Annotated in this window: 13 protein-coding genes and 1 other RNA gene; 6 read left to right on the forward strand and 8 right to left on the reverse strand. The window is 63.8% G+C overall.

The annotated features are described in order from the left end of the window. Positions 1-18: 18 nt before the first annotated feature. From KK488_RS09320 to KK488_RS09340, 5 genes are all read right to left on the reverse strand, one after another. Positions 19-663 (reverse strand): phosphoribosylanthranilate isomerase, encoded by a 645-nt coding sequence (locus KK488_RS09320; RefSeq protein ID WP_214622882.1) that lies wholly within the window; start codon positions 661-663, stop codon positions 19-21. Positions 664-935: 272 nt separating this feature from the next. Continuing rightward, the gene (locus KK488_RS09325) at positions 936-1,439 is read right to left on the reverse strand and encodes an NUDIX hydrolase (protein ID WP_214622974.1); all 504 of its coding nucleotides are present in this window, start codon (positions 1,437-1,439) and stop codon (positions 936-938) included. Between the two features lie 44 nt (positions 1,440-1,483). Beyond that, entirely contained in the window at positions 1,484-2,149 is a 666-nt protein-coding gene (locus KK488_RS09330; RefSeq protein WP_250890214.1) for a TPM domain-containing protein, read from the reverse strand. Positions 2,150-2,166: 17 nt separating this feature from the next. Continuing rightward, on the reverse strand, positions 2,167-3,000 hold the full coding sequence (locus tag KK488_RS09335) for a TPM domain-containing protein (RefSeq protein ID WP_214622884.1): 834 nt from the start codon (positions 2,998-3,000) through the stop codon (positions 2,167-2,169). Positions 3,001-3,028: 28 nt separating this feature from the next. Further along, positions 3,029-3,649, reverse strand: coding sequence for a LemA family protein (locus tag KK488_RS09340; protein ID WP_214622885.1), 621 nt, complete (start codon positions 3,647-3,649; stop codon positions 3,029-3,031). Between the two features lie 140 nt (positions 3,650-3,789). On the opposite strand from KK488_RS09340, the gene mscL reads away from it, so the two are divergent. From mscL to KK488_RS09370, 6 genes are all read left to right on the forward strand, one after another. After that, on the forward strand, positions 3,790-4,203 hold the full coding sequence (gene mscL, locus KK488_RS09345; protein WP_214622886.1) for a large conductance mechanosensitive channel protein MscL: 414 nt from the start codon (positions 3,790-3,792) through the stop codon (positions 4,201-4,203). 122 nt (positions 4,204-4,325) lie between these two features. Next, the gene (locus KK488_RS09350; RefSeq protein WP_214622887.1) at positions 4,326-4,583 is read left to right on the forward strand and encodes a hypothetical protein; all 258 of its coding nucleotides are present in this window, start codon (positions 4,326-4,328) and stop codon (positions 4,581-4,583) included. 123 nt (positions 4,584-4,706) lie between these two features. Continuing rightward, positions 4,707-5,058, forward strand: a transfer-messenger RNA (tmRNA) gene (ssrA, locus tag KK488_RS09355). 298 nt (positions 5,059-5,356) lie between these two features. Next, complete coding sequence (locus KK488_RS09360) at positions 5,357-5,728, forward strand: tetratricopeptide repeat protein (protein ID WP_214622888.1); 372 nt, start codon at positions 5,357-5,359, stop codon at positions 5,726-5,728. A 441-nt stretch (positions 5,729-6,169) separates the two neighbouring features. Next, positions 6,170-7,834 carry a hypothetical protein gene (locus KK488_RS09365; RefSeq protein ID WP_214622889.1) on the forward strand — a complete coding sequence of 555 codons (1,665 nt, stop codon included), beginning with the start codon at positions 6,170-6,172 and terminating at the stop codon, positions 7,832-7,834. 86 nt (positions 7,835-7,920) lie between these two features. Beyond that, positions 7,921-10,626, forward strand: coding sequence for a TonB-dependent receptor domain-containing protein (locus KK488_RS09370; RefSeq protein WP_214622890.1), 2,706 nt, complete (start codon positions 7,921-7,923; stop codon positions 10,624-10,626). Between the two features lie 52 nt (positions 10,627-10,678). Here KK488_RS09370 and KK488_RS09375 read toward each other — a convergent pair whose 3' ends face one another. From KK488_RS09375 to KK488_RS09385, 3 genes are all read right to left on the reverse strand, one after another. Next, on the reverse strand, positions 10,679-10,909 hold the full coding sequence (locus KK488_RS09375) for a hypothetical protein (RefSeq protein WP_214622891.1): 231 nt from the start codon (positions 10,907-10,909) through the stop codon (positions 10,679-10,681). Continuing rightward, positions 10,891-11,841 (reverse strand): DUF3089 domain-containing protein, encoded by a 951-nt coding sequence (locus KK488_RS09380; protein ID WP_214622892.1) that lies wholly within the window; start codon positions 11,839-11,841, stop codon positions 10,891-10,893. The genes KK488_RS09375 and KK488_RS09380 overlap by 19 nt, the downstream gene beginning before the upstream one ends. 81 nt (positions 11,842-11,922) lie before the next feature. Continuing rightward, on the reverse strand, positions 11,923-12,549 hold the full coding sequence (locus tag KK488_RS09385; RefSeq protein ID WP_214622893.1) for a prolyl hydroxylase family protein: 627 nt from the start codon (positions 12,547-12,549) through the stop codon (positions 11,923-11,925). Between the last annotated feature and the right edge of the window lie 75 nt (positions 12,550-12,624).

A 12,624-nucleotide genomic window follows, 5' to 3' on the forward strand; every position in this document is an offset into this window, starting at 1 on the left:
GGGCAGAGAGGGTCCGCGTCAACATTGCGAAACCGCTTTGCAGAAGGCGGCGATCTTGTCCACATCCTTGACGCCCGGCGCGCTCTCCACTCCCGACGACACATCGACCAGGGGCGCCCCGGTGATACGGATCGCCTCCGCGACATTGGCCGCGTCGAGACCGCCTGCCAGACCCCAGGGAAGGGCAGGGCGATGGCCGGAGAGCAGGCTCCAGTCGAAGCGCATGCCCATGCCGCCGGGCAGTGCCGCACCGTCGGGCGTCTTGGCGTCATAGAGGAGCATGTCCGCCGCGCCCGCATAGGCGCCGCCGGCATTCAGATCGGCAGCGGTCTTGATGGACATGACTTTCCAGACCTCCAGCCCGGTGCGCTGGCGCAACTGCGCGGCGCGGGTAGGGCTCTCCTTGCCGTGGAGCTGAAACACCTGGATGCCGCCCGCCGCAATCACGCTGTCGACGAGCGGGTCGTCCGGATCGACCAGCACCGCGACCCGCTTCACATGGGCTGGCACGCGCTGCGCGACCTCCGCGAGCGTCCCCGCTGAAACATGACGCGGGCTTTTCGGGAAATGCATGAAGCCGACATGGCTCGCCCCTCCCTTCACGGCCGCGTCGATCGCGGGAATCGTGCTGAGGCCGCAAATCTTGATACCGACTCGGGTCATGGACGGGGGCTTTAGCGCCATATCGGCGAATTCACACCCGTGCTCGTTGAGACAGGCTCGGCCGGCCCGGGGGCTGGAAGTGGGCTCAGGGCTGCCCAACATTCAGCGGGTGGCCTCCCGTTTTTTCGTCATGCTGAACTTGTTTCAGGATCCATCTCGCAATCGAGACGGGGGCCCATTGGCACGCCGGATCCTGAAACAAGTTCAGGATGACGTCATTCCCCCGAGAGAGAGCAGGTGCCGCTTTCAGGGAAGTTGAATGGCGATCCGTTCTAGATCAGTCCCGGTCCCAGCAGGGTCAGCAGCTTCACGTCAACCGCATAACCCTCATCGCGTCGAGCCTGGAGCCAGTCCTCCAGACCAGCCAGCGCCACGCGATGCACGTGAATATCCTCGCCGGGCACGCCGCCGCCGTCCGACACCTTCACGAGATCGAGCGCCCGGAACAAAGTGAAGCTTTCCGAGACCATTCCGGGCGAACTCCAGAAGCGGCCGAGATCGACCATCCGGCCGGCGCGATAGCCGGCTTCCTCCTCCAGCTCGCGCGTGGCGGCGAGGACTGGGTCTTCGCCCTCGGCGTCGTCGCCCACGAGGCCCGCCGGCAATTCGATGCAACGGCGCTCCAGCGGCACGCGATACTGATCGACCAGGATGACGTGGCGCCCGTCCGCAGCCTCGTCGATCGCGAGGATCACCGCCGCGCCGATGCCCCGGGCGCGGCTTACATATTCCCAGCGGCCACGGCGCCTGGCCGTGATGAAGCGACCTTCCCACATCACTTCCTCGGGGAAGCGTAGCTGATCTTCGGGACTGGTATCGCTCACAGTTCGATCAGCCGGTCCGGCAATTCATTGGGGTTGGTCGAGCTGCGCGGGCAATGCTCAGCGAGGATGACGCCCGCCTTTTCGATCGCCAGCGCCATGCCCTGCGCGATTCTCCCGGCATGGGCTTCGTCGATCAGCGCTGCCATCGCATCGCCCCAGACCTCGGCGGAGACCTTCGAGGCGATCGCTTCATCCGCCACGATCTCTGCGCGATGCTCGTCGAGCGAGAGATACAGCAATACGCCGGTGAGGCGTGCGGTCCGGGATTCAGCTGCGGTGCGGAAGAGCAGCAACGCGCGCCGCCGCACCCGTCGCGATTTGGTGGCGCCCGGCGTGAAGGCCATCCGCAGCGCCGGAATGGCGAGGAGATAGCGCACGGCGAGGAATTTGAGGATCATGTGGCCGAGCAGGACGAGAAGGAGCAGGCGCAGCGGCAACTCGTGCGTCCATTCCCCGAGAAGCCAGATCACCGCGCGCTCATAGTGCACAGGGAACGCGGCGGCGAAGGCCGGCACCAGGAAGGCGCAAAGCAACGCCCAATGCAGCCCGACGTCATGATAGGCATCCGATCGGCGCGCGATGATGGTCACGATCTCGGCGTCGCTATTCTCTTCGGCCCGGGCGACCGCCGCGGTGACCAGGTCATGATCTGCATCCGTCATGGAAAAACGTCTCGCCATCACCAGCCCCCGCTCGCGCCGCCGCCACCGAAGCTGCCACCGCCGCCGGAGAAACCGCCGCCTCCGCCGCCTCCTCCAAAGCCGCCACCGCCACCCCAGCCGCCGCCGCCGTGACGATCGTCATTATCGAAGATGGAACGCAGTACCTCCCCGGCGCCCCAGACGACGACCGGGCTGATGCCGCCGCGATAGCGCCGACCGCCGCGCGCGCCCCGGAGCAACGGCAGGACGACGAAGAACATCACGAAAAAGACGACGAGGATGGCGCCGAACCCGTTATTGCCGCCTGTGCGATGCTGCTGGCCGGCATCGGCAGCAAGCTTGCGCTGCTGATCGGGCGGGAGCTGGATGATCCGGACGATCTCGTCGACGCCGGCGGAGATGCCGCCCGGAAAGTCGCCGGCCTTGAACATGGGCGTGATGATGTCGCGGATGATCCGGCCGGAGAGGGCGTCGGTAAACACCGGCTCCAACCCATAGCCGACCTGGATGGTCAGCCGCCGCTCATTGGGCGCGATAAGCAGGAGCACGCCGTTATTCTTGTCTTTCTCGCCCAGCCCCCAGGCGCGGCCGAGCCGATAGCCGTAATCGGAGACATCATAGCCATCGAGACTGGGCACCGTCGCCACGACGAGCTGGCGCCCCGTCGTGCGTTCCAGTTCCTCGGATTTCTGGCTGATCGCCTGTTCCGTCGCCGGATCGAGCAGGTTCGCGTTGTCGACGACCCGACCGGTGAGAGCAGGGAAGGTCTGCGCCAGCGCCGCGTCAGGACGCAGCGCCAGCAGCAGCGTCGCCAGCAGGATCAGGCAGGTCCGGCGTAGAGCCGTCGTCATATGAGACCCTCCCTGGGGTCCGCGAGGCTCACTTGCTCCCGTTGAACATCGCGCCGACGTCCGGTGCGGTGTCCGCGCCGGCCTTGGCCTGGAAGGGCGTCAGCGGCTTGGAGCCATGGACCAGCTTCGCGCCGATCATCTCGGGGAAGGTCCGGATGCGGGTGTTATAGTCCTGCACGGCCGCATTATAGTCACGGATCGAAATATTGATCCGGTTCTCGGTGCCTTCGAGCTGGGTCTGCAGATCGGCGAACCGGTCCTGGCTCTTCAATTCGGGATATTGTTCCATGGTGACGAGCAGGCGGGACAGCGAGCCGGACACATTCGCCTGCGCCGCCTGATAGGCCTGCACCTTGGCCGGATCGCTGAGATCATCCGCACTCAGCTTCACCTGCGTCGCCGAGGCGCGCGCATTGATGACGGCTTCCAGCGTGCCGCGCTCCATCTTGGCGGCGTTCTGGGCGACCGCGACGAGGCTGGGGATGAGATCGGCGCGGCGCTGATAAGAGGCCTGCACGTCGGCCCACTTGGCCTTGGCGTTTTCCTCGGCGGTCGGCACGGAATTGATGCCGCATGCCGCAAGCGCAAGCGGCAGAAACAGGGCGAGAAGCGTGCGTGTCAGCGTGGAACGAGCGGGGAGGGGGGCCATCCTGTTCATCCTCTTCAAGGGCGGTGTATCGCCGGAGTAACACGCTAAATAGGCTGTTGATCGACCCCTCGCAAGGGGATTAGCACCAGATTCACCAGCGGGCGCCATCGGGGCCGGTTCGCGACAGTGGAGAGATGCTCATGTTCTCGGAGTTCAAGACCTTCATCGCGCGGGGCAACGTGTTGGATTTGGCGGTCGGTGTGATCATCGGTGCTGCTTTCGGTGCGATCGTCAAGTCGCTGACCGACGACCTGATCATGCCGGTCATCGGCGCCGTCACGGGCGGGATCGACTTTTCGGGCTATTTCATTCCGCTGCGCGATGCGCCCGCGGGAACGCCGCATACGCTGGCGGCGATGAAGGCCGCGAACGTGCCTGTGTTCGCCTATGGCAGCTTCATCACGGCGGTGATCAACTTTCTCATCCTCGCCTTCATCATCTTCCTGATCGTGCGCCAGGCCAACAAGCTGCTCCGCCTGCATCGGCATGACGCGCCCGCCGGGCCGACCGAAGTCGAGCTGCTCGCCGAAATCCGCGATGCCCTGAAGAAATAAACGATCCGCCGCCCGGGATGAACCGTTTACCAGAACTGGGAACTTTCGGGCGGGAACTGCTTTTGTTCTGACAGTCTCGTGACGCTGTTCGGGACCAAACAGGAGACAAACGCGTGAAACCAATGATCATCGCCGCCATGGCGTCCGCCCTGGCACTCGCCGCTTGCCACTCGAAGCCGGCCGAGAATGTCGTCAACGCCGCCGATAACCAGGCGGACATGATCGAGAACCAGGCCGACAACGTCGCAGCCGCGGGCGACAACGCGGTCGACGCGATGAAGGCCAATACCGAGAATACGGTCGATGCCCTGAACAACAAGGCCGATGCCGTGCGTGACGCCGCCGAGAACAAGGCCGACGCGATCGACAAGAAACACTAGATCTTCCCGACCTCTCGTCATTCGACGATCATCTGGCTCCCAGCCGGTGAGACAAGGGCGTCCCTGCGCAAGGGGTGCCCTTGTTCGCGTTGGAGGCCGACCGGGAGGAACGGCGCATCGAGTACCCTTTTCTTTGCCGCGATAATCCCTATATCAGCCGGGCCGGTTTGACCGGCTATGGTGATAAACTGCGGCGTGCAATAGGCACAGCGGACCCGGGGGCGGTACCCGGCGGCTCCACCAAGACCGGCGCTTCTCGCAAGATGGCGTGCCGTTCCTGACGGGGCCGAACTAGGATCGACGTGTGCTCAAAAGCGCTGTTTTTGCCCGGGCTGAGTAACCCGTTCAAGGCTCAAAACCCATAAGTGCCAACGATAACGAAGCACTTGCTCTTGCAGCGTAATTGAGGGCCTCACGGCCTGACATTACCCTAACAGAACGCGGCTGGGCCAGCCGGGCAACAGAATGGATTCCAGCGGTACGGGGAGCACCGGGCAACAGAAGCTCCCCACTTCCCCAATCCGGCACATAGAGCCGCCTGGCCCGCATCATTCCGAGCCGGCTGGGCGCACCGCGAATCGCGCGTTTCATGGCGCGAGTCAGTTATGTTACATCAATGTGACATATGCTATGCATGCTTACCTTTCACGAGAAATATCCACACAAAAACAGATAGATATATCTCAAAAATTATTTTTTTCTGATAATTGCCAGTGAGTCATAAAACTGAAATACTCAACTCCGGAATCAAAGAGATTTTGAGAGGATTCACAATGATTATCAAATTCATAGTTACCGGAGGCGCCGCGTTTGCGGCACTCGCCTCGACAGCCGCGCTGGCAGGCACCAAGGACGCGCCCGGCGTCTATGCGGCCAGCGCGATCACGTCAGGCAATCTCGCGGTCGCCGAGCGTGTCCTGCAACCGGAAAGCTATGCCGACGCAGCCGATCCGGCCCGCCTCATCAACATCGCCACCGTTTATGTGCGGACGCAGCGCTACAGCGAGGCGCGCGCCGCTCTGCAGCGCGTCCAGGCCTTGCCCGCCGAACAGCTCGAACTATCGGGAGGCGCGAGCTATTCGAGCCACGCCATCGCCAAAGCGATGCTGGGTCGCATGCCTGGCACCCAAGCGAGCGCGAAATGAACTGATCTGGGTTCGCGCCGGCCGTCGTTTGCGGGCGGCGCGATGACTGACTCGGGCCGCGCCCCGGAGTCTGATGCAGGCGAGGGTGGACCTTGAGGTCGTGCGCTCGCCTGTTTTCGAGGGGTGCGGTAATTCGCGCCCCTTAGTATTTCCGGCGCTATCGCCTTGCCTCGCTGTAATATTTTCGCGCTGCGGCGATCGCTGGCGATGATCATATTGCGGCCGCGAACGGCGCGCGCTGCATGCATTCCCGCTGCTCCTCCGATGTTGCAACAAATCTGACATCAATCTGTCATTGTAGTGACATTGAAATAGCATCTCGCTGTCACACTGATCCCCTAGCTGCCCCGTCGAGGGCGCAAGGGGGCACTTTCAGAGTCGCTTCTCCCATTGGCCGTCCTGCACTCGAATATCCGGACCAACCCGGCAGCGGAGACGACGATGAAACACACTACTCGGACCATGAACATCTTGCTGGCGGGCGTCGTTCTGCCGCTTCTCGCCGGTTGCGGCGCCAACGAGATTGCATCGCCGGGCGCGGGCTCCATCACCATCAATAATCCGGCGCCGACGCCGACTCCCACCCCGACCCCGACCCCGACGCCAGCGGTGTCAGCGGCCGCCGGTTGCCCGACGATCGCCAACACGACCCAGCTGACCGATTCGGGCACGATCACGGGCCCGACCGGAACCTGGCGCGTCTGCTCGCTGCCGGCGATCTTCAACCGCAACACCACGCTGCCCAAGGTCGCGGGCCTGCTCTATTATCTCGACCCCGCCATTCATAACGGCCGCGTCGACGTCGGCTGCGACGGCGGCTACAGCGCCCCGACGAGCGGCGCGCCGCGCGCCAGCACGACCGTGGGTTGCACGACGGCCAACGGCTTCACGCTGAACGGCTCCGGCCAGCTGACCGCCGACACCAACGTCACGCTGACCATCGAACCGGGCGTGATCCTGATGGGTCGCGGCGCCGCCTTCCTCGCCGTCAACCGCGGCAACAAGCTGATCGCCAACGGCACCGCGACGACGCCGATCATCTTCACCAGCCGCGACAATGTGCAGGGCCAGGAGACGGACACGTCGATCGGCCACTGGGGCGGCGTGGTCCTGATGGGCCGCGGCCCGGTCACCGACTGCAACTTCGGCTCGCGGGCCACGAATGATTGCGAGCGCGACACCGAGGGCTCGGTCGATCCGGCGCGTTTCGGCGGCAATGACTCGGCCTACAATGCCGGCTCGATGAAATATGTGCAGATCCGCTACTCGGGCTTCATCCTGAGCGCGAATACCGAGCTGCAGGCACTGACCAACGAGGGCATCGGCAGCGGCACGACGCTCGACTTCATCCAGAGCCATAACAGCTCGGACGACGGCACCGAGTCCTTTGGCGGTGTGGTTCGCTTCAAGCATTATATCGCGACCGGCGCTGACGACGACAGCCTCGACTTCGACACCGGCGCGCAGGGTTCGTTCCAGTACGTCCTGCTCATCCAGCGTCCCGGTCAGGGCGATGCGCTGTTCGAGATCGACAGCAACGGCAACGAAGCCGACACGCCGCGCTCCACGCTGCATGTCGCCAACTTCACGGGCCTTCAGCCGCAGACGAGCTCCAACAACGAGAGCGGTGGCGACCAGGCTTCGGCGCTGTTCCGCGGCAACTCGGACACGACGCTGGTCAACGGCATCATCGCGACGCCGAACAATGAGTGTATCCGCATGAACGGATCGACCTCGGGCGGATCGGCCGTCGCTTCGCTGGTGGCCAAGTCGGTGGTGATGCAGTGCAATGCCACGAAATATCTCGGCACCGGCTCGATCACGGCGGCGCAGGTGGCAACGGCGTTCGGCGCCGGCGCCAACAACAACAGCGACAGCTTCACGCCGACGCTGGCCAGCCTGTTCGTCAATGGCACCGCCGAGACGGCCGTCGTGGCGACCGATCCCAAGACGATCGACAGCTTCTTCGACACCACGACCTATGTCGGGGCGGTCAAGGACGCGAACGACAACTGGTACAAGGGCTGGACCTGCAACACGTCCTACGCGCCCTTCGACTCGACGTCCGACACGAACCGTAGCTGTACTTCGCTGCCGACGACCTGAGGCCGCACCTGACCGTTGGAGGCGGGAGGCGGCCTGACCGGCTGCCCCCGCCTCATCTCTAGATTGCATGTCCAAGGGGATATTCGATGGCGACGCCGCTCAAATTTGCGAGCCTGCTGATTCTTACATCGGCGCTCGTCGCGCCTGCCGCGCTCGCGCAGACCAATCCAGCGCCGGCCGACAGTTCAGCAGATTCCGCAGCGGCGCCGGCTGGCGCCCAGGCGGCTGAAGAGGCGCCTCCTGAAGTTTCCGTGCCGGGCGGCGACATCGTCGTCGTCGGGCGCCCCAATGCCAATGTTCAGCGCGTGGCACCTGCCGTCGTCTCGATCCTGTCGACCGCCGACATCGCGCGCACCGGTGAAGGTAACATCGCCGGCGCGCTGGGCCGCGTCACCGGTCTCAGTGTCGTCGGGAGCGGTTTCGTCTATGTCCGCGGTCTGGGCGATCGCTATTCGCTCGCGCTTCTCAACGGCTCGCCGTTGCCCAGCCCCGAGCCGCTCAAGCGCTCCATTCCGCTCGACCTCTTCCCGACCAATATCGTGGCCTCGTCGCTGGTCCAGAAGAGCTATTCGGTCAATTTCCCCGGCGAGTTCGGCGGCGGCGTCATCAACCTCACCACGAGCGCCGTGCCCAAGGACAAGTTCCTGACCCTGTCGGTCGGCGGCGGCTTCCAGTCCGAAACCACCGGCATCAACGGCTATACCTATTACGGCAGCAAGACCGACTGGACAGGTTTCGACAATGGCGCGCGCAATACGCCCGCCGGCCTGGCCGCTTATTATGCGACGCGGCAGACCACGAGCCAGATCACCGATGAGCAGAACCGCGTGCTTGCGAGTTCGCTGGTAACGCCGCATCTGTCGATCCTGCAGCGCGACGGCACGATCCCGCCGAACGTCACGGCGAGCCTCTCGGGCGGCACCTCGTTCGACATGGGGAGCGACACGACGCTCGGCCTGATCGCGACCGCCGGCTACAGCAATAAATGGCAGACGCGCGACGCGATCCAGCAATTCTCGAGCCAGGACGATCTCAGCTTCAAGGACTCCGATTTCGAGCGCGTCACGACCACCGATCGGGTTGTCGTGAACGGCCTGCTCGGCACCGGCATTCAGTTCGGCGACAACAAGGTTCGCGGCACCGCGCTCTACATCCGCGACACGCTGAAGAGCGCTCGCGTTGGCATTGGCTCGCGATCGCCCGGCATCGCGACCTTCCAGACCCAGGACGCCGCCTGGTACGAGCGCCAGCTCATCGACACTCAACTCGTCGGCGAGTTCAAACCGCTGGAGGGCCTTAGCCTCGATCTGCGTGCCGGCTACGCCAATTCGCAGCGTGAAGCGCCGACCGAGACGACGTTCGAATATTTCAAGACCAACAGCAGCACCGACCCGTATCGGGACCAATATCAGATCAGCCTGACCGGCAATGTCGGCACCCGGCCCCGCATCGCCTTCTCGGATCTGAACGAGAATCTGTGGTCGGGCGGTGCCGATCTCACCTACAAGGTGATACCGACCTTGAACCTGAGCGTCGGCTATTCCTATCAGCGCACCAAGCGCCTGACCTCGCGGCGCGAGTTTCAGCTCAGCGCCGACAACAGCACGCCCACCGGTGTGTTGTTGCTGCGACCCGACTTGTTATTCTCTCCCGGCGTCATCAGCGGCAAGGGCCAGAATGGCGTCGTCAACCCCTTCGGGATCGAGGCCAACGAGGTCGAACCCAACCCGATCTGGCTTGCGCGGCTGCGCAATCATGCCGGCTATGGCAAGATCAACTGGCAGGTGACGCCGGAAATCCTGATCGATGCAGGCGTGCGCTATGAATGGGCACGCGAGCATGTCGGCCGTGTCTCGGCCTTCGCGACGGACACGGGCGTTCTGGAGAACGACATCCAGAAGCATTACTGGCTGCCCGCCGGCACGATTACCTGGGAATTCCAGCCGGACATGCAGTTGCGCGTCAACGCCTCGAAGACGATCGCCCGTCCGCAGTTCCGCGAGTTGGTGGTCCAGCCTTACTTCGATCCGGAGACCAACCGCACCTATCGCGGCAACCGCTTCCTGACGGACAGCGAACTGATCAACGCCGAGGCGCGGTACGAATGGTATTTCGCACGTGACCAGCGCCTGTCGGTGGCCGGCTTCTTCAAGCATATCGACAGGCCGATCGAATCCTATCTGAGCCTTGATTCATCGGGCAACAGCGCGTCGACCTATTTCGCCAACGCACCCAAGGCCGATCTCTGGGGTGCCGAGTTCGAGGTCCAGAAATATGTCGACATGTCGACCTGGTCGGACGCGGCCATGTTCGCCGCGCGCCGGCTCGTGCTGATCGCCAACTACACCTACACCAAGTCGAAGCTCAAGGTGAGCAGCGGCGATACCACCATCGGCGGCAACGAGCAGGTCACGCCGGCGTCGGCTTATTTCCGGGACGGCGCCCCGCTGACCGGGCAGTCCGATCATATCGCCAACCTGCAGATCGGCATGGAAGACACCGACAAGCTCTCGCAGCAGACACTGATCCTGTCCTATGCGAGCAAGCGCGTCACCAGCCGCGGCGTCACGGCCAACCAGCCGGACGTGTACGAGCATCCCGGCTTCAATCTGGACTTCGTCTGGCGCCAGGGCCTCAATCTTGCCGGGCGCGATTTCGACTTCAAGTTCGAGGCGCGCAACATCCTGTACAACAAGTATAAAGAATATCAGGAAACCGGCTCGAACCGCGTCTATTACAACTATTATAATCTCGGGACGACGTTCAACCTCTCGGTCTCGACCACGTTCTGAGCCCATGGCGCGGGGAGGGCGGCCTGGCGCCGTCCTCCCTCGCGGCTTAATCCTAGCGCCAGGCCTTTGCCTGAGACCGCACCAGGGCGATCATGTCGCCCATGACGATATCCACGTCCACCATGTGCAACCCCCATTGCCGCGCGACCACGCCGGCGTTGACGATGTCGCCCCGGAAATCGTCGATGCGCGCATCCTTCGGGTCGCCGTGCGGCGTCACGGCGAGATAGGAGCCGTGTTCGTCCTCAACGCAGTGGGCAGTAATCAAATCCGGCACGCGCACATAATCGGTGGCAATCGGCTTTGACGGCGTGGTCCAAGCGATCGGATCGGGGGGTTGCTCCATCTGGTCCGCAGATAGGGATGTAGCGCGACATCTCCCCCGCCGGGAGCCGCGGGATTGACGCAGGCGTTGACTAGCCCGTCCTTCCGCGGCGCGCCGAGCACCGCATTGGCTGGCGGCGGCGCGCTGGCGCGATAGCTGTTCCAAGCGACGAGGCAGCCGGTCTGCGTGGTGCTGCGGCAAAGCGGGATGGACGTGAAGTCCCCGCCGACATCGCGCCCAGGCGGCACGCCGACATCATTGCCGGCGAGAAGCGCCGAGACCAGCAGCTTTTGCGCCGGCTTGCCGTCAATCTCTTTGCGGATCAGCTCGCGCAGGATTCCCGATCCCTGCGAATGGCCGACCAGCACGACGCCGCGACCATGATTGTCATGCGTAAGATAATAAGCCCACGCCTTGGCCACGTCGTCATAGGCCATCTTCGGATCGCCGGGCGGCATTTTCCGCCCCAGCGCCGTGGTGGTGCGGGATCGGTACATCGGCGCGAACAGGCGGCAGACACTCGCCATGCGCGCGAACTGGGCCCGGACGGTCGGAATCTCCTCGAGATTGCCGTTACCGGGGACCAGGTCGCTGTTCGACGCCGGATCGAGCGAGGCGGTGGGATAGACGTAGAAGCAATCGACCTTCGGATGCGCGTCAGCCTTGAAGCGCTCGACGGTCAGCCTGCCGTGGGGGGCGATGATCGTCGCGTCCAGCGGCGGCGTGCAGGCGGTCATGTTGCCCGGCCGGCAGAGCCAGTGATCGAACCGCGCATAGTCCGGTGCAGGACCGGGCATGATGACCGGCCCGGCCGGCGTTTCCTGCGCGCTCGCCGCAAAAGGCGCGGCAGTCAGCATCGCAGTGGCGAGGAGCCGTTTCAATCCCGTCATGTCTTTCCCCTCCCTCAGGCTCGCCATGATCGGCCGGCATCTCCGGCAGGTCCGATCGTCATTCAGGTCGCACGGGCGGGCCTACCCGGTCCAGACCAGTTCCCGATACCAGCGGGTGATGATATATTTCGTCCCCGTGCGCACCTTCATGCCGTGATGGAGCGTGGCGGGGTTGAGCGCGCCGTCGGGTAGGCGATTGCTCCAGGCGAGCAGCTTGCCGGTTTCGGGCTGGATCGTCTTGCCGATCCTGGTGAAGCGCGTGGCGCCGCCCGCCTGCGGCGCGTTGAGATAGACCATCATCGTCCAGCTGCGATTGCCGGAGCGCCCGCAATAGGTCTCGTAATCGAGGCCGCCGGGCTCGAAATAATCGGTGTGCGCCTTGAACTCCTGGCCCACCGCGTAGCGTTGACCCTGCAAGGGTTCGCCATGGGCCTCGTCGAGCCCGGCAAAGGCGGAGAGTTTGGCGTTGATGGCGTCGATGAAGGGATCGCCACTCTCCAGATCGCAGGTCTCGCTGGTGCGGAAGGCCTCGTAGCCGAGATCGTCGGCGAGGGTGGAGGGCCGCCGCCGCGCGTCGATCCGCTCGATAAGTCCCTGACATTCCTCCGTGGTGAGGAAGTGCTTCTTGATGAAAAGGTCCAGCGCAGGGCTGGGAAAGCGCTGGATGCCGGGCTGGCCGGCGAGCAGAGGGGCTTCGAGTGTCGACATGATCTGTCGATGCCTCTAGCAAAGCAAAGCGGCGCCGATCAACCGGCGGTTCGTTAACCTTTTTACTTGTTGATG

Source organism: Sphingobium nicotianae, assembly GCF_018603885.1.
GTDB lineage: Bacteria > Pseudomonadota > Alphaproteobacteria > Sphingomonadales > Sphingomonadaceae > Sphingobium > Sphingobium nicotianae.